Source organism: Salegentibacter lacus, assembly GCF_020164555.1.
Classification (GTDB): domain Bacteria; phylum Bacteroidota; class Bacteroidia; order Flavobacteriales; family Flavobacteriaceae; genus Salegentibacter; species Salegentibacter lacus.
The window spans coordinates 1-16,855 of the sequence record NZ_JAIQZB010000033.1 but is presented as its reverse complement, the minus strand read 5'-3'; the positions used below and the strand labels follow the sequence as shown (position 1 = coordinate 16,855).

Below are 16,855 nucleotides of genomic sequence, written 5' to 3'. Positions count from 1 at the left end.
TCTATCTAACAAATATTACCTCCTAAAAACAGACCAATCCCCATATATAGTTAATCGGCAAAGAACCGGTTTAGTCAACAGTGCGTTCATGTTCGGCCGTTCCGGCCACACGAACGCTTAGTTTTTGCAACAGGTTATTTTTACTCGATAATCGAGATTAAACGTTCCGAGGCTACTACTAATAATGCTTCTTGAGCTTGCTGCAAAGTTGTTTACAAAAACGAAACACCAAAACTCTTTGTTAGTAACTTCTCAAGTTCCTCGAGCTCCACTATTAATTCCTGATGGCTTTGTGATAAGGATAATTCAGACTTATCTTTCCGAAGCAACTTTTTCAATTCAAGCATTTTAAAGTGAAATGATTTGGATTGAAGTTCGATCTGTAGTGTTGCTACGCGTTTTTCAATGGCTATCTTTTTTTGTTTAACTACATCAATCACTTTAGTAGCATTATCAAAGCTCAACTCCTTTTTTTCGACAGATTTCAAAACTCCACACTCAAAATTTCTACAGGCTTTTGGTCTTTGAGAATAAATATTACAACCATTGCAGCCAAGTTCATTACAAGGTAGAAAAAACATTCCATTTTCACCCGTTTGTTCAATATCCATCAGCTGTTTTACAGGTGATAGCTCTTCAGTATCTAGCTGTACAAAACCAATTAAAGTACCATCACAACATAAACCACAAGCCAAACAGATATTTGTTGGTTCACTCATATTTCCTGAATTTTAAGCTGTCTATTATATTTTTCTTATTCATATTCGGCTAATGTAGTATAAACATAGCCGTTTTCACGGGTATAATTTCCGTATTTGTTCTTAATTGAAATTCTTTAGACCTGGTGTAATAATTAAAATAGCCTTAGTATTAATCTTTCAAAATCCCGGCTTCCTTTAAATATTGTAAAACTTCCTCTTGAGGTAAAGCTTTTATGGTTCAGCCTTTAAAACCCGTAGTAGTTTCAGCCATAAATAAAGAATTTAAAATAGCTTCTTCGGTAGCTTCAATGGCGGCCATAAACAGCGGCGACATTAAATCGTTGGGCACTATTTCCTGTGTTAAGGTTTCGCTCTCTATTTTATAAGGAATTCTCATTCCTTTGGCGGTAGAAAAAGCGATCACATAATCGCCGCTGCCGTTGGAAGCGATTCCGCCGGTTTTTGCCAGTCCCATAAATGCTCGTTTAGCCAGGCGTTCCAGGTTTCGGTTGTTCAGTGGCGCATCGGTAGCGACCACCATCATACAGGAACCGTCTACATTATTCTGTAAATTATTGCTAAAACTGTAGTTTCCCAGCTTTTGTCCCACCGGTACGCCGGCAATTTGCAAAACCCCGCCAAAATTACTTTGCACCAAAACGCCTAAAGTATAACCGCCCAGGCTTTCGGGCAGTTTTCGGGAAGCTGTGCCAATCCCGCCCTTATAACCAAAAGCGATGGTGCCCGTGCCGGCGCCAACGTTTCCTTCAGCCACTGCAACGGTTTTCGCATTTTCAATCGCAGAAATTACATCCGCATTGGTCACATGTTGTCCGCGGATATCATTCAAATAGCCATCGTTGGTTTCGCCTACCACGGCATTTACCGAACGTACATTTTTATTTCCGGGCAGGTTTAGCGTGTATTTTATCACCGCGTCCATCGCGGTGGGAACGTTCAACGTGTTGGTAAGGATCACAGGAGTTTCCAGGTTTCCCAGTTCATTGATTTGTGTGCTGCCGGCTAGTTTTCCGAAGCCATTTCCCACAAAAACCGCCGCAGGTACTTTCTGCTGAAAAATATTCCCGCCGTGCGGAAGAATAGCCGTCACGCCGGTACGCACCGAATCGCCTTTTACCAACGTAGTATGCCCGACTTTTACTCCTTCAACGTCGGTAATTGCGTTTAAAGTTCCCCTTTGCATCACCCCAATTTTCAGCGGAATTTCTTCTACACGTTGCTGTGCGGTTAACGTATTCACAAGGAAAAATAAAAACAAAGCGAAGAGGAGAGGTTTTTTCATTGATAACTGGATTCTTAAGTTTTTGATAGATTGGAAAGTTACAAAATAGTTTGAATGGCAATTTTCTAAATTATTAGAAGGATTTCGGCCTACTTTTATTTCCGTAGCAAAACCGAGCTGATTGTCAGCGGTGGGCAGAGGAGCATTGCCTAGCGCAGCGGTTGCAATGCGCAAGATAGGCAATCAGCGTAGTGTTTTCAAGGAGAGAAAAGTAAGCCTAGCGTTTTTTGGTTCTTTTTGGGCAATGCAAAAAAGAACATAGAGAAATATATTCTATGCTATTCCTTTCAATATTAACCCGCTGTAGTTCAAATTATAGATTGTATCTTTGCACCCGCTTTTAAGAAGCTGTGCAAAAGTTTTTAGAACGTCATCCTGAACTTGTTTCAGGATCCAGGTTGTTCATAATCAAATCAACTTAGAAGCTGAACCAAGTTCAGCTTGACGAACAAAGATATTTAGAAGCAGCTTTGAAAAATAGAATGGTATGAGGACAAAGTCGATAAAGAAGAACCGTATTAATGTCGTAACCCTTGGTTGCAGCAAGAATGTGTATGATAGTGAGGTTTTGATGGGGCAGCTTAAGGGCAACAATAAAGACGTGGTGCACGAGCAGGACGGCAATATTGTGGTGATTAATACCTGCGGATTTATAGACAATGCCAAAGAAGAATCGGTGAATACCATCCTGGAGTTTGTAGAACAGAAACAACAGGGAGAAGTAGATAAAGTTTTTGTGACCGGGTGTTTAAGCGAACGTTACAAGCCAGATCTTCAAAAGGAAATCCCCGATGTTGACCAGTATTTTGGGACTACAGAACTTCCCGGCTTATTAAAAGCCCTGGAAGCCGATTATAAACACGAATTGCTTGGAGAGCGTCTAACGACCACGCCAAAAAATTATGCTTATCTAAAGATCGCCGAAGGTTGTGACCGGCCCTGTTCTTTTTGCGCTATCCCTTTAATGCGTGGCGGGCATAAGTCTACACCGATCGAAGATCTGGTAAAAGAAGCTAAAAATCTTGCCGCTAATGGCGTAAAGGAATTGATCCTTATCGCGCAGGATCTGACTTACTACGGACTCGACCTATACAAAAAACGAAACCTGGCTGAATTACTGGAAAACCTTGCGAAGGTGGAAGGTATTGAGTGGATTCGTTTACATTATGCATTTCCAACCGGTTTCCCAATGGATGTGCTGGATGTGATGAAACGTGAGCCAAAGATTTGTAATTATATAGATATTCCGTTACAGCATATCAATACTGAATTGTTGAAATCTATGCGCCGCGGAACTACGAGCGAGAAAACCACAAAACTGCTAAAAGATTTTAGGAAATATGTTCCTGAAATGGCTATTAGAACAACGCTTATTGTGGGCTACCCGGGAGAAACCCAGGAGCAATTTGAGGAAATGAGAGATTGGGTAGAGGAGATGCGTTTTGAGCGTTTGGGCTGCTTTACTTATTCTCACGAAGAAAACACACACGCCTATAATTTGGAAGACGATGTGCCACAAGATGTGAAACAAGATCGCGCCAACAAGATTATGGAAATACAGAGCCAGATTTCCTGGGAGCTAAACCAACAGAAAATTGGTCAAATCTTTAAAGTGGTGATCGATAGAAAAGAAGGGAACTACTTTGTAGGAAGAACCGAATTTGATTCTCCAGATGTAGATAACGAAGTGCTAATCGACGCTACTTCAGTTTACCTGAAAACCGGCGAATTCTACGAAGTAAAAGTAACCGATGCTGCTGATTTCGATTTATATGCTGAACCAATTCACGAAGCGCCAAAACCGGTTAGAAAAGAGCTAAAAGTTAAGAGTGTTTAAGGAAACTGTAAGCTGACGTAGTTTAATCGCTGTATTGGTCGAAAATTCCCTTTGGAAAAGGAGTCCATAAACAGGCTTTAAGTCCGGAGGCTTTTAATGCGGAATTCGTCCAGGTGTTACATGTTTTAAAAAGGTGGAAAGAAGTTTCAGCTAAATAAAACGCATCATCCTGATAATAATGTAAACCTGAAACAGGTTGAATTTCTCCCTTATTTTCAGCGTTTACAGTTTCCAGAATATATTCAGTTAACTTTTTATATTGATCTTCTGAAACTGAAATTTTTACCAGGTTTTCTGAAACTGGTATTTTTTGATAAAAGCGAGTGTGTAATGCGCTTTGTGATCTTAGAAAAAGCGCTTTAAAAGCTACATCCAGTTTTAGATCTTCCCATTGCGGTGTATTTCTATAAAAATTAAGATCACCCCAGCCAAACCCAATAAATTCCGAATTCTGCGGATTTGACAGCGTATGTTCCGGTTTAAAAATCCTGTCCCATTTTATAATTTCCGACTTTACCGGCAGCAAAATATCGGTATGCATATCCTGTTTATAAAGATAGATTTCTATATCAGTGTTTTCGATTTCTGAGTTAGAATTTACAGGTATCACAGATCCAATCAACGCTAATAGCAGGTAAATCACCGGCGGTGCGATAAAGATCAAAAGGGATTTTATGAAATATCGAAAACCTTGTTTCATAGGTTTAAGGTATTGAAATTTCCGTCAGTGAGTAGATTTTTGAGGCGATAGCCGAAAAACATCATATCGAGAACCGGTTCAGTTGTAACACTGACACTTCTCGATACACTCCCGATTGCATCGGGACCACTCGAAGTGACGGTAGCAGGATTAACTGAACAGCGAGTTTTTAAAACCTACCTTTTAAAGGTTTTCTTAGCCAGATTTGGTAAAGCATCAAAACTTCCATCGATCAAAGCTTTCTTTTTAGCTCGAGACCATTTCTTAATTTGTTTTTCCCGCATTATGGCAAAGTTGATGTCTGAAAATTCTGCGAAGAATACCAGTTTTAAAGGTCTCCTTTTTGCAGTATAACTATCTGGATGGACTCCCGTTTGATGTTCTAACATCCTTTTTTCCAGATTAGAGGTGATGCCAGTATAATAAGTTTTATCTGCACATTCCAGAATATATACATAGCTTATCTTCATCTCAATATCTAATAAAGAGAAGTAAGTTACTAAGTTTTTTGTTTATTCATCCTGTCAGTTCGAGTAGATTTTTGAGGCGGTAGCCGAAAAACATCATATCGAGAACTTCTCGATACACCCCCGATTGCATCGGGACCACTCGAAGTGACACCTTATCCGGTGAAGAGGGGAATGAATTCTCCGTAGGAGAAAAAAGGGGTGGTAGCATCTGGCTACATTAAAAACTCCTTGTAAATTTTTAAAATAATTTATTATCTTTCCTCTAATATTGTAAAACCCATGCCGCAAATTTCTAAAAAAGTCAGTTTTTTCCGAAGAAACTATTTCTATATCACGGGTGGTTTCTGGTTATGTATGGGCATAGCTCTTATCTTGGTTGGAAGTAATGATTTTATTGCTTATCCTTACACTATCTTCGGATTAATAGGTGCTGGATACGGGTATTTTAAAAAAGATCTGCCCTTAGAATTTATTCGCTGGGATAACGACAAAATTGAGATCAGCGAATGGCAACAAAGTACAAGATCTTATAAATGGGCTGTGATTGACGGGATTAATGTTTCACCAACCAACCTTACGATAAAATCAGGCCCTGCAGGTGGAACTATGGTTGAGCTAAAAGGCTATTCCGAAGCCGATATAGAAAAACTAAAAATCGAATTAACTCCTGTCCAAAACTTAGCTACGGCCTAATATGCAAAAAATAGAGAAAAAGGTCAATTTCTTTAAAAGGAATCTCAATTATATTTTCGCGGTTTTGTGGATATCTATGGGCTTAGCAAACTACTTTTTTACTGATGGGAGAGTAGCGATTTTAATTTCTTCCCTTTATTTGATTTCCGGTTTATTGTATGCCTGGCTTGCATATAAACAAAAAGATAGAAATACCGAATATATCGCCTGGGATGATGAAAAACTAATTGTAGCGAGGTTACATCAACAACCTAAAGCTTATAATTTTGCTCCGGAAGTGAACATCCATTTAGCCAGTAACAATCTTATTATAAAAGCACCAAAAGCTACAGGCGATATGGTAGAGCTAAAAGGATTTTCAGAAGAAGATCTGGAATTACTTCGGGATAAATTTGCTAAACCGGCTATAGCCTAATCCCTAATTTCTGAAATCAGTTTAAAATCAATACTATCTGCTTCATTTAATTTATAAATAAAAATAGCTTCTCCGGCTATGTGGCCGTCTTCGTAGGCTGCCCAGATAAAACGCTCGTTTAAAATTTCGGTATCTACAAATCGCATTGTACCACCCAAAACAGATTTTTGAGGAATAAGCTGTTGATTTCTTTCTAAAGATTCCACAATGAATGTTTCAGGATTATCAAGTGAATCAATATCGGGCGTAAAAACAACCGGATTCCTGCTCTCTAACAACTGCAACTCTTTTTTCAGCGAATCGTTTTCGAACTTTATCTCGTTAAGATCCGCTTCAAGATTGTCAATGCGCAAATTCAGTTTTTCCTTTTCAGCTTCATTAGTGCAGCCTAGCAATAAGGCAAGGATGGGTATCAGGTATATCTTTTTCATTCAAGTAAATTAGAAGAATTTGCTATAAAAAGTAATAGATGAAAATGCAAGTCCCAATTTTCCAGGATCTCGACTTCGCTCGATCTGATATTATCTGATTAAATAATTATAATTCCTGCATCACCAAATAGGTCGTGTAACCAAGATAAGCCACCAGTAAAATTAAAGCTTCCCAGCGGTCCAGGCGTCTTCTTTTGCCGGTAAACATTGCCAGAAGTAGAAAAATGGTTCCACCAGCCAGAATATATAAATCCTGGTTGAAATTCGGGTTGAAATCTATGGGTTTAATAAGCGAAGCGGCTGATAGGATAAGGAAAATATTAAAAATATTAGATCCAATAATGTTCCCTACAGCGATATCTGCATTCTTTTTCGCCGCTGCTACTATAGAAGTCGCCAATTCCGGCAAAGAAGTCCCGGCCGCTACTACGGTAAGTCCGATAATTTTCTGACTAATCCCCATACTTTCGGCAATATCTATGGCGTTATTCACCACCAATTGCCCGCCCAAAACAAGTCCCGCCAGACCTCCAATAATAAAAACCGTAGTTTTTAAAGGAGAAAGCAGCTTGATATCATCTTCTTCAACTACGTCATCATTTTTGAGCTGTTTGTAAACATAAAACAGGAAAGCCAGGAAACAGAAGAGTAAAATAAATCCGTCTAAAGTGCCTAAAATACTGTATTGCTCTGGAAAGATAATCTGATCGTTTACCATCATAAAAAGAATGATTACGGCAATAAGCGAAATTGGGATTTCCTTCCAGGCTGTGCTGGATTGTACAGCCAGCGGAGTAATAAGTCCGGTAATTCCCAGGATAATGAACAGGTTGAAATTATTACTGCCAATTACATTTCCAAAAACAATATCTGAATAGCCATCGGCTGCGGCAAAAGTGTTTACCACCAATTCCGGGGCGGAAGTTCCAAAAGCCACAATCGTTAATCCAATGGCCAGATTGGATATATTAAATTTTTTGGCCAGTGCCGAAGCACCTTCAACCATATAGTTTGCACCAAAAATCAGGACTATCAAGCCCAATACAAGTAGGAAGGACGGAACTAACATTATTCTTTAGTTGCGTTTTCGTTTAATAAAACCGGTTTTCCAAAGCCCAGGTCTTCCAGTTTTTCCATTTGGGTTTCGGCATCTCCAACGATTAAAAAGTACATTTTATCGGGATTTATATACGTCTCAGCCAATTCCCTTATGTCTAAGACCGTAAGTTCATTTACCGTTTTTTCACGTTGTTTTATATAATCGTGCTCCCGGCCATAAGTGCTTATTTCGCTAAGCATATCCAGTTTTGAATTTAAAGTTTCAAACTTCCTGGCGTTGCTTTTTACCATAAAGCCACGGGTGATTTCCATATCTTCTCCATCAAAATTTTGTGGGTAATTCTCTACAATTTCTTTGATAAGTTTCACAGCATCATAAGTGATATTGCTGCGCACGCCGCTGGAAATTAAGAATGGGCCTTTATTTTGCCCTGCATTAAAACCGGAACGAATCCCGTAAGTATAACCTTTTCCTTCGCGTAATTCCTGGGTGAGTTGAGAGGCAAATCCGCCACCTCCCAGGCGATAATTCATTACTTCGGCCGCATAAAAATCATCATCTGTTGCGGCAAGGGCGGGTGCGCCAAATCTTAAAACCGATTGTTTAGCACCGGGAACATCGTAAAAATAAATTTGCGAATTCTCTGGCATTTCAGGCTGTGCAACTTCGGGCATTTCAACCGTTTTTGGAGGCCAGGCTACCGATAGACCGCGAAGACCTTTTACAGCTTCCTCATTATCAATTGCGCCCGCTACGTGAAAAACACTGCTTTTCGGACTAAGATTTTGTGAATAATAATCCTGAAGATCTTCTAGAGTAATGCTGTTTACTGAATTTTCGGTACCTAAATTATTCTGACCTAAAATATGATTTTCACCATAAATAAGCTTTCTGAATTCGTTGTTTGCGATACTGTTAGGATCGGCTTCCTGTTGCTGAATTCGGCTGAGCGCCTGCTGTTTTACTAACTTGAATTCGGTGGAATCCCAACGAGGCTCCAGTAATATTTCCTGAACTAAATCTATGGTTTCCGAATAATTTTTTGCGAGCGTACTTCCGTTCAAAACAATTTTTTCATCCCCGGCATTTACACGAATATCAGCACCTAATAATTGAATAGCTTCTTCCAGTTCTTGAGGAGTTTTGTTTTTAGTGCCTTTGGTCATTAGGTTGGCCAAAAGATTAGAAACCCCAACCTTTTTAGGATTTTCCAGCAATAGCCCGCCTTGCATTTCCAGGCTAAATTTTACCAACGGAACTTCGTTGTTCGTAATTCCATAAACTTTAAATCCCGAGGGAAGAATAGTCTCCCAAATTTCCGGTACGTTTAATTCGGGCGCGCTGCTATAGGGTGGTTCTACACTTCGGTCAAAGCTTGAAGGAGTTTTCTCGTAAGAAACATCTGCAGAAACATTCACTTCTTCTTCAGCATTTTCCACGATTTTTTCTTCAACCACTTCAGCTTCTTCAGAATTTTCTAAAGCGAGTTCAATTTGACCTTTCGGAACAAAACTGGTCGCTACGAAGTGTTTTTCTTTTATATATTTTTCATAAACACGCTTTACGTCTTCAGCTGTAACAGCAAGTATTTTTTCCACATCTTTATTAATATAATTCGGATCGTTAGCGAAAATCTGATATTGAGCGAGTTGGAAACCTTTCCCCAGAACACTGGAAAGGCTATTGTAAAAATTGGTTTCCTGCTGCGCTTTAATACGCTCTAAGTCACGCTGCGGAATACCTTCGGCTTCAAACGTTTTAAAGGTTTCAAAAACCGCGCTTTCCACAGCATTTAAATCAACTTCGTTATAAGCGGTAACCTGAAGCATTAGTTGTCCCGCTAATTCTGAAGTATAATTAAACATTTGTACACGATCTGTAAGCTCTTTTTCTGCAACGAGGTTTTGATATAGCGGGGCATTTTTTCCGTCACTTAAATAATTTGCTAAAACTTCTAGCGCATAATAATCTTCGTGATAAGAATAAACACTTGGCCAGGCGATGGTTAATTCTGGAAGCCGTGCAAAATTATCTTCGTAATACAGTTTTTTGGTTTTATCCAGCTCCACCATTTGTTTTTCCTGGCGGGATACTTCTGGACCACGTGGAATTTCATCAAAATATTTATGAATCCATTCTTTGGCCTGTTCTTTATCAAAATCTCCGGCGATGGTAAGCGTTACATTATTGGGAACATACCAGCGGTTGTAAAAATCCTTTACGTCTTGCAGGGTGGCATTTTGAAGGTCTTCTAAAGAACCAATTACCTGCCAGTTGTAAGGATGATCTTCAGGATACAGGTTTTTATCCAGAACATACATGGTATGGCCGTAAGGACGATTATCTACGCCCTGTCTTTTTTCATTTTTTACCACCTGTTTTTCTTTGGCAAGTACGGGTTCGGTTACAGTATTGATAAAATAACCGAGTTTATCGGCTTCGGCCCAGATCATTTTTTCTAAAGCGTCTTTTGGTACGGTCTGGAAATAGTTGGTGCGATCACGACTTGTAGAACCATTGGCCCCAGAGCCGCCAATTCTCGCACTCAGTTTATCAAGTCCGCCTTTTCCAAGGTTTTCCGATTCAAGGAATAATAAATGCTCAAAAAGATGGGCAAAACCGGTTCGGCCTTCTTTTTCACGGGCAGAACCCACGTGCGCGGTTAATGCCACCGCCGCAACTGGATCAGATTTATCAACGTGGAAAATAACATTTAAGCCATTTTCTAAAGTAAAAGTTTCAAAATCTACATTGAAATCGGTTGATTCCTGAGATTGAATATTTTGAGAAATTGCAAAGCTGCAAAGCAGTAAAAGTAATATTCTGAATTTCATTAAGATGAAGTTTTAGCTACCCAAAATTAGTGTTTATTTCGATTATTTCAGAATAAATCATTTACGTCATTGCGAGGACTGCGATAGCAGGACGTGGCAATCTATTGCTAAAAAAAGCCATGAATACACGAATATTAGGTTTTGTCATTGCGAGACTTGCGATAGCAGGCCGCAGCAATCTTTCGTTGAAAATTACTACCTGTTTAGCGTTTGTAGTTTACTTTAAATTTTAAGCTTTAAAACCCCCAAATGAGCATAAAATAAATTAGTGGATTCGTAGTAAGAGAAAGAGTTTCGTTAATAAAAATACCTACGAGGTTAAAAGAAACCTCGCAGGAGAACCACATCCTGCAAGGATTTAAAAACCTTGTAGGTTTGATTCAGAGCAAATTCATGCCGGGATTTAAAATCCTGAAATTTTTACTTCTTCCTTCTTTGGTCAAATGAATTCGAGTAAATTGATAGTGGAATATACCTACGAGGTTAAAAGAAACCTCACAGGATAATTCAATAAAATTATTCGTGCATTCGTGGCAATAATTTTATAGATTTCTATAAACTGAACTTATTATTATTCACGAAGAAAACTGAATTTGCGAAGAACAATTTCCCGTTCTCCCAAAATGCCCGGAATAAAGGATTATCTACCATATAGATAATGCTTCCGCTTCCCATTCTTTCTTCTCCGAAAATCAGTGAATTTTCAAGATCTTTTATAGCTGAACTTCCTGCAAAACCTGCAACTATTTCCGGTTGTTGAACGTAGGAAACATTAAAGCCTTTATCCAGAAGTTTGTAGCTGTCACTACTTAATTTTAAACTCAAATAAGTGTCGCCGTAGCCAAATGCCATAGGATGAGTATTATCTAATTTGGTTTTTATAATGCTCCCTGTAATCATATCTTTCGCGGCTTCTCGCTCTCTTTGTGCATACGGAATTAAATTTCCCGTGGCTGTAGAATCCATGGCTTCTGATTTGTTTTCTTTAAGTGCAAAATCGTCTTTTCCGGCAAAAGTTTTTGCAGCGCTGCCAATCGCGATAAGTTTTCCGCCATTGCTAACCCAGTCTTTTACTTGTTGTAGAGTATCCTCATCTAAAGTATCAGCGTAATTACCTTCCGGCATAATTAAGATATCAAATTGCGCTAAATCTACATTTGTAAAATAATCGGTGTTTATGGAAGTCACCGGATAATTAAGATCCTGCTCAAAAAAGTACCAAACTTCACCATAATTTAAAGAAGAAGTGTCTTCACCTTTTAAAACCGCAACTTTCGGTGGATTGATAAGTTTCACCTCTGGTGATCCAAAATCTGGTCCACTTCCGGCGAAACTGGTCGTTGCTGCAACCAAATTGCGTTGGTGTTTGTTAGCGATTCCGACTACAGTCTTATCAAAATTTTCCTTAGTTCTATTGTCACTTTTTGTAATGATCAAACTTCCGCGATCAAAATCTTTTCCTTCACTTTTAAAAGGAATTTCGGTAAAACGCACTTTGATATTCTCATTCAGTAATTCAGCTAAAAACTGGGCGTCTTGTAAGGCGTTCCATTTGGCAACATAACCCGCTCCTGATGGGTTTGCTGTATTATTAATTTCTGGAGTTCCTGATTTTTCCAATGAAGAAACTTCTCGTGTAATGGCAACCGCTTCCAAACCGTAAGCATACGGTAAACTCCAGGCAGTGATGTCATAAGTCAGGGAATCAGTGAGGGTGGTGGTAGGTTCAAAAAGCACATTAACCATCTTTCCTTTTGGCTGATTGGTATTGATTACTAAAGTATTTTCATCGGTATTAAACCTGTCTTCTTTTCCTTCGGTATAATTAAATCCGTTAACCCTACCAGAAGCAGCTTTTTGATACTTTATTTCGTGCTTATCGAGCAATTCTTTTAGCGAAGCGATCTTATCAGGATTTCCTTTTAGCGCGTAAGATTTATATTCAAGCTCTGAATTGTCAAAGTACTTTTTGAATTCAGTATTTAGAGTTTCTGTATTTCTACTGGCGACTTCCACGGTTGAAAGTCCGGTGGTATGGTGGTGCGCTACACGATCTTTTAGAGTGAGTTCATAACCTTCGTCGGTATTTATTCCTAATCCCGCACGGCCGTGACCGGCTTGTTCGTAGGTCATCCCAATGGCGCCCATATATGTTGGATAAGTGTCACCGTAACTTGGGTACAGCAAATCAAATCGTTCTTTGGTGAAAAATAACCAGCCTTCTTTATCAAAATACTCGGCGTGGTTTTTTCCTATTTCGGTTTGAAATTCTCTTTGAAATGGTGTGATAATTTCGTGAAAAGGTTCTGCTGCAGGTGCGAAATAATAGGGTTCGTTAATTCCCTGTTCATGAAAATCTACGTGAATATGAGGCATCCACTGGTTGTAAATTTTAAGACGTTGCTGGGTTTCCACCTGCGTGGCCCAGGCCCAGTCGCGGTTAAGATCAAATAAATAATGATTTGGTCTTCCGCCCGGCCAGGGTTCATGATGCTCGGCTGCAGCCTGCAACGGGCTGTAAGGTTCGGCTTTCACCTGATTGTACCAGTTTACGTATCTATCGCGCCCATCAGGATTTACATTGGGGTCTATAATTACCACGGTATTTTCCAGCCAATCCTGTTTTTCGGTGATCAATTCGTATAAAGTTTTCATAGCCGCTTCGGTACTGGAAGCTTCATTGCCGTGTACATTATAACTTAACCATACAATAGCTTTATCAGCTTCGGTTTCAGTATCTGAAATTCTGGTATTGCCAAGATGAGCATTTCTTATTTCATCCAGGTTTTTTAAGTTTTTTTCCGAAGAAATCACCGCATAGGTAAGCGGCCGGCGTTCGTTGGTTTTTCCGTAGGTATGATAATTTACCAGTGGGGAGTTTTCGGCTACGTGTTTAAAATAATTCACCACATCGGCGTGACGGGAGAATTGTTCGCCAATCTCGTAGCCTAGAAATTCTTCCGGACTTTGTAATTGCGCATTAATTTGTAAACCTAAAAATAAAAACGCGACAGAAAGTAAAATTGATTTCATTGATTGATTTTAAATGTTGAATATGAATCCTGATTTCTAATTACGTCACCCTGAATTTATTTCAGGGTCTAAGGTCTTGGATTTAAAATATGTTAGAAGCTGAAACGAGTTCAGCTTGACGTTTGATTATAAACTATCAATAATCGAGTAAAAACAGTATCTAACGCCAAATTAACTAAAAATTAGCGAATAAAATTCTTAACTTCGGTATCTTTACCATCCAAAAAATTGCTAATGCCAACCGAGTGTATTCCGTACAAAGAAACCAATTATTTTACCGATCTTATTTTAGATTACCTCTCTGAAAAAGAGGAACTAAAAACTTTCTATAATCGTTTTCCAAACCTGGAGAATTTTAAAGCGCAAATAGAAGAAAAGTCTTCTTTTCCTCAGCAAAACAGGAAGGTTCTGGTAAAAGCTTTAAAAGAGCAATATTCCGGGTTGGAAATTTCAGAAGCCACACTAAGAAATATTGACACGCTGGCAGAGGAAAAAACCTTTACCGTGGTAACCGGTCATCAGCTTAATTTATTTACCGGTCCGTTTTATTTTTTATATAAAATTGTTTCTACAATTAATCTTACTCGAAAATTAAAAGAAAAATATCCTAAAAATAATTTCGTGCCGGTGTATTGGATGGCCACCGAAGATCACGATTTTGAGGAGATCAATTTCTTTAATTTAAACGGAAAGAAGTTTCAATGGGCCAATGCGCCTAAAAATGCTGAAAATGATGCCGTAGGAAACTTATCTACCGATGGCCTGGAAGATGTATTTAAACTTTTTTCAGCGGAAATAGGAGGTGGGAAAGATGCCGATTTTTTAAAGGAATTATTTAAAAAATCTTACCTGGAGCATGATAATCTTGCTAAAGCTACGCTTTATCTGGCAAACGAACTTTTTAAGAAAGAAGGTTTGGTTATCCTGGATGCGCAGCAAAAATCCCTGAAAGAACTTTTTATTCCTTATGCCAAAAATGAACTTTTTGAACAGGTTTCTCATAAAACCACTACGGTAACTGCCGAAAGGCTTAATAAGCTCGGCTATAACGTACAGGTAAATCCGCGGGAGATCAATTTGTTTTATTTGAACAATGGTTTGCGGGAAAGAATTATAGAGCGAGATGGCGAATATTTTGTGCACGAAACCGAAATACAATGGAGCAGAGAAGAAATCCTTAAAGAATTAAAAGATTCCCCAGAACGTTTTAGTCCAAATGTGATGCTTCGTCCTTTATACGAGGAAGTGATTTTACCCAATCTTTGTTATATAGGTGGCGGAGGAGAAATTGCCTACTGGCTGGAATTAAAAGAATATTTTAAAGCTGAAAATGTTGTTTTTCCGGTTTTATTACTTCGGAATTCTGCTTTGATCCAATCGGCAAAACTGGATGAAAAGCGAAAGAAATTAAATATTTCAAACAAAGAATTATTTTTGAAACAGCACGAACTTATTAATAGAAAAGTGCGGCAAATTTCAAATATAGATATTGATTTTTCCAAGCAGAAAGAACATTTGGTGGAACAATTTCAGCAAATGTATGATTTGGCAGAGAAAACAGATAAATCTTTTCTGGGCGCGGTAAAAGCCCAGGAAGTAAAACAATTAAAAGGCCTCGATAATCTCGAAAAACGTCTTTTGAAAGCACAAAAACGAAAACTGGAAGATGAGGTAAGTAGAATTGCAGAGCTTCAGAATGAGCTTTTTCCGAATAAAGGTTTACAGGAAAGACAAACCAATTTTTCGGAAATATTTGCCGAATACGGCCCCGAATTAATTTCAGTATTATTAAACGAATTAGACCCGCTGCAGGCGGAATTTAAAATTTTGACTTTTGGAAAAGAATAAAATGCATACCATAGATATGGACCTGGTAGAAATGACGCTGGACGTTATGAAATATGCTATAGACCGTATCTCTAATATTACTCCCGAAATGGGAGCCCCAAAAAAAGAAGAAGAATTATTGCGAATTGTTGGTGAAACTGTTACTCCGGAAGGGATTGGGGGTGAGAATGCTTTCCAACTATTTCGTGATGTTTTGGTGAAGGCCACGGTGCCTATAGATCATCCACGGCATTTGGCCTTTGTACCCGCAGCCCCAACCCGGGCGGCGATTATGTTCGATTTAGTGACATCGGCTTCCAGTATTCATGGTGCCTACTGGATGGAAGGTGCCGGAGGTATCTTTTGTGAAAACCAGGCGATGAAATGGCTGGTTTCGCTTACCGGTTTACCGGATGGCGCTTTTGGCGTTTTTACCAGTGGCGGTACAGCAGCAAACCTTTCAGCTATGGTGGCGGCGCGTGAAGAATGGCGTACCCGCGATAGCCAGAATGTTGGCAAAAAAGCCTTATTGCTCACTTCTCACGGCGCACATAGTTCTATACAGGCAATGGCAAAAGTGATTGACGCCGATGTGGTGATGATAGATTGTGAAGAAGAAAATCTTACCGGGCGTGAATTGCAAAATGGGATAAACGAACTGGAAGAAAAGGACAGAAATCGACTTTTTGCTGTGGTTGCCACCGGCGGCACCACTAATGCCGGAATTATAGATCAATTAGATACCATTGCCGATGTTTGTGAAAAAGAAAAGGTTTGGTTCCACGTAGATTGTGCTTATGGCGGCGGGGCTTTGGCGGCACCATCCGTTAGACATTTGTTTAACGGAATTGAGCGCGCCGATAGTATAACGATAGATCCGCATAAATGGTTGTTTTCACCTTACGATTGTGGAGCCGTGATTTATAAAGACCTGGAACTGGCTAAAAATGCTCATTCACAAAAAGGAGCTTACCTGGAAATTTTTAAAGATGAAGGTGCGAAAGGTTTTAATCCAGCCGATTATCAAATTCAGTTAACACGAAGAATACGGGGAATGCCACTTTGGTTTTCTTTGGCAATGCACGGTACCAACAAATACCGACAGGCCATTGAGACCGGAATTTCCCTGGCGAAAAAGGCAGCCAAAAAGGTTGAAGAACGCGAAAATTTAGAATTGGTGAGACCCGCGAGTTTATCGGTGGTTTTATTTCGAAGAAAAGGTTGGACTCCTGAGCAATATCGAGACTGGACGTATAAAAACCATCGTGATGGTTTGGCGCTGGTTACCCCAACCACCTGGAAAAAAGAAACCGTGATCCGGTTCTGTTTTATAAATCCGGATACTACAGAAGAAGATATTGATATGATCTTGGATACTTTGGATTAGAATATACAAGAGGAACCTGTCTGAAAAAGTTTTTTAGTCGTCATCCTGAGACCTGTGATAAAAAAAATTACCTAGCGTAGGATTTTGACGTAATTTTATTGGTAAATATAATGAACCACGAGTTAACCGATATAAGTATAGTGTTTTCATACCTGTTCCTGAGT

The 16,855-nt window shown here is 39.2% G+C and carries 13 protein-coding genes; 5 read left to right on the top strand and 8 right to left on the bottom strand.

Translation table 11 applies throughout. The features are described from left to right. Positions 1-212: 212 nt before the first annotated feature. Positions 213-719: a YkgJ family cysteine cluster protein gene (locus tag LB465_RS17455; RefSeq protein WP_224471207.1), complete on the bottom strand. Its 507-nt coding sequence runs from the start codon at positions 717-719 to the stop codon at positions 213-215. 220 nt (positions 720-939) lie between these two features. Further along, complete coding sequence (locus LB465_RS17450; protein WP_224471206.1) at positions 940-2,004, bottom strand: P1 family peptidase; 1,065 nt, start codon at positions 2,002-2,004, stop codon at positions 940-942. A gap of 487 nt (positions 2,005-2,491) precedes the next feature. Here LB465_RS17450 and rimO point away from each other — a divergent pair, with 487 nt between their 5' ends. Beyond that, positions 2,492-3,841, top strand: coding sequence for a 30S ribosomal protein S12 methylthiotransferase RimO (rimO, locus tag LB465_RS17445; protein ID WP_224471205.1), 1,350 nt, complete (start codon positions 2,492-2,494; stop codon positions 3,839-3,841). A 22-nt stretch (positions 3,842-3,863) separates the two neighbouring features. Here the strand turns inward: rimO and LB465_RS17440 are convergent, their stop codons facing one another. Continuing rightward, positions 3,864-4,541, bottom strand: coding sequence for a TIGR02117 family protein (locus LB465_RS17440; RefSeq protein WP_224471204.1), 678 nt, complete (start codon positions 4,539-4,541; stop codon positions 3,864-3,866). A gap of 176 nt (positions 4,542-4,717) precedes the next feature. Continuing rightward, positions 4,718-5,011, bottom strand: a complete 294-nt coding sequence (locus tag LB465_RS17435; protein WP_224471203.1) for a GIY-YIG nuclease family protein — start codon at positions 5,009-5,011, stop codon at positions 4,718-4,720. Between the two features lie 279 nt (positions 5,012-5,290). Between LB465_RS17435 and LB465_RS17430 the strand changes: the two genes are divergently transcribed. After that, on the top strand, positions 5,291-5,704 hold the full coding sequence (locus tag LB465_RS17430) for a hypothetical protein (protein ID WP_224471202.1): 414 nt from the start codon (positions 5,291-5,293) through the stop codon (positions 5,702-5,704). A 1-nt stretch (position 5,705) separates the two neighbouring features. Beyond that, positions 5,706-6,119 carry a hypothetical protein gene (locus LB465_RS17425; RefSeq protein WP_224471201.1) on the top strand — a complete coding sequence of 138 codons (414 nt, stop codon included), beginning with the start codon at positions 5,706-5,708 and terminating at the stop codon, positions 6,117-6,119. On the opposite strand, the gene LB465_RS17420 is transcribed toward LB465_RS17425, so the two are convergent. The 4 genes from LB465_RS17420 to LB465_RS17405 form a co-directional block, all read right to left on the bottom strand. After that, positions 6,116-6,550, bottom strand: coding sequence for a hypothetical protein (locus LB465_RS17420; protein WP_224471200.1), 435 nt, complete (start codon positions 6,548-6,550; stop codon positions 6,116-6,118). The two genes, LB465_RS17425 and LB465_RS17420, sit on opposite strands and share 4 nt — an antisense overlap. A gap of 106 nt (positions 6,551-6,656) precedes the next feature. Continuing rightward, a complete protein-coding gene (locus LB465_RS17415) occupies positions 6,657-7,619 on the bottom strand; it encodes a calcium/sodium antiporter (RefSeq protein ID WP_224471199.1) in 963 nt (320 codons plus the stop codon). After that, positions 7,619-10,444 carry a M16 family metallopeptidase gene (locus tag LB465_RS17410; RefSeq protein ID WP_224471198.1) on the bottom strand — a complete coding sequence of 942 codons (2,826 nt, stop codon included), beginning with the start codon at positions 10,442-10,444 and terminating at the stop codon, positions 7,619-7,621. The genes LB465_RS17415 and LB465_RS17410 overlap by 1 nt, the downstream gene beginning before the upstream one ends. A gap of 552 nt (positions 10,445-10,996) precedes the next feature. After that, the gene (locus LB465_RS17405) at positions 10,997-13,477 is read right to left on the bottom strand and encodes a M14 family metallopeptidase (RefSeq protein ID WP_224471197.1); all 2,481 of its coding nucleotides are present in this window, start codon (positions 13,475-13,477) and stop codon (positions 10,997-10,999) included. Positions 13,478-13,711: 234 nt separating this feature from the next. On the opposite strand from LB465_RS17405, the gene bshC reads away from it, so the two are divergent. After that, a complete protein-coding gene (bshC, locus tag LB465_RS17400) occupies positions 13,712-15,325 on the top strand; it encodes a bacillithiol biosynthesis cysteine-adding enzyme BshC (protein ID WP_224471196.1) in 1,614 nt (537 codons plus the stop codon). Between the two features lies 1 nt (position 15,326). After that, positions 15,327-16,691 (top strand): pyridoxal phosphate-dependent decarboxylase family protein, encoded by a 1,365-nt coding sequence (locus LB465_RS17395; RefSeq protein ID WP_224471208.1) that lies wholly within the window; start codon positions 15,327-15,329, stop codon positions 16,689-16,691. Positions 16,692-16,855 lie beyond the last annotated feature (164 nt).

Excerpts from the sequence above, each read along its gene's own strand:
- LB465_RS17415 (WP_224471199.1), bottom strand. The coding sequence starts at position 7,619 with ATGTTAGTTCCGTCCTTCCTACTTGTATTGGGCTTGATAGTCCTGATT.
- LB465_RS17455 (WP_224471207.1), bottom strand. The coding sequence starts at position 719 with ATGAGTGAACCAACAAATATCTGTTTGGCTTGTGGTTTATGTTGTGAT.
- LB465_RS17430 (WP_224471202.1), top strand. The coding sequence starts at position 5,291 with ATGCCGCAAATTTCTAAAAAAGTCAGTTTTTTCCGAAGAAACTATTTC.
- LB465_RS17425 (WP_224471201.1), top strand. The coding sequence starts at position 5,706 with ATGCAAAAAATAGAGAAAAAGGTCAATTTCTTTAAAAGGAATCTCAAT.
- LB465_RS17395 (WP_224471208.1), top strand. The coding sequence starts at position 15,327 with ATGCATACCATAGATATGGACCTGGTAGAAATGACGCTGGACGTTATG.
- LB465_RS17450 (WP_224471206.1), bottom strand. The coding sequence starts at position 2,004 with ATGAAAAAACCTCTCCTCTTCGCTTTGTTTTTATTTTTCCTTGTGAAT.
- rimO (WP_224471205.1), top strand. The coding sequence starts at position 2,492 with ATGAGGACAAAGTCGATAAAGAAGAACCGTATTAATGTCGTAACCCTT.
- bshC (WP_224471196.1), top strand. The coding sequence starts at position 13,712 with ATGCCAACCGAGTGTATTCCGTACAAAGAAACCAATTATTTTACCGAT.
- LB465_RS17420 (WP_224471200.1), bottom strand. The coding sequence starts at position 6,550 with ATGAAAAAGATATACCTGATACCCATCCTTGCCTTATTGCTAGGCTGC.
- LB465_RS17405 (WP_224471197.1), bottom strand. The coding sequence starts at position 13,477 with ATGAAATCAATTTTACTTTCTGTCGCGTTTTTATTTTTAGGTTTACAA.
- LB465_RS17440 (WP_224471204.1), bottom strand. The coding sequence starts at position 4,541 with ATGAAACAAGGTTTTCGATATTTCATAAAATCCCTTTTGATCTTTATC.
- LB465_RS17435 (WP_224471203.1), bottom strand. The coding sequence starts at position 5,011 with ATGAAGATAAGCTATGTATATATTCTGGAATGTGCAGATAAAACTTAT.
- LB465_RS17410 (WP_224471198.1), bottom strand. The coding sequence starts at position 10,444 with ATGAAATTCAGAATATTACTTTTACTGCTTTGCAGCTTTGCAATTTCT.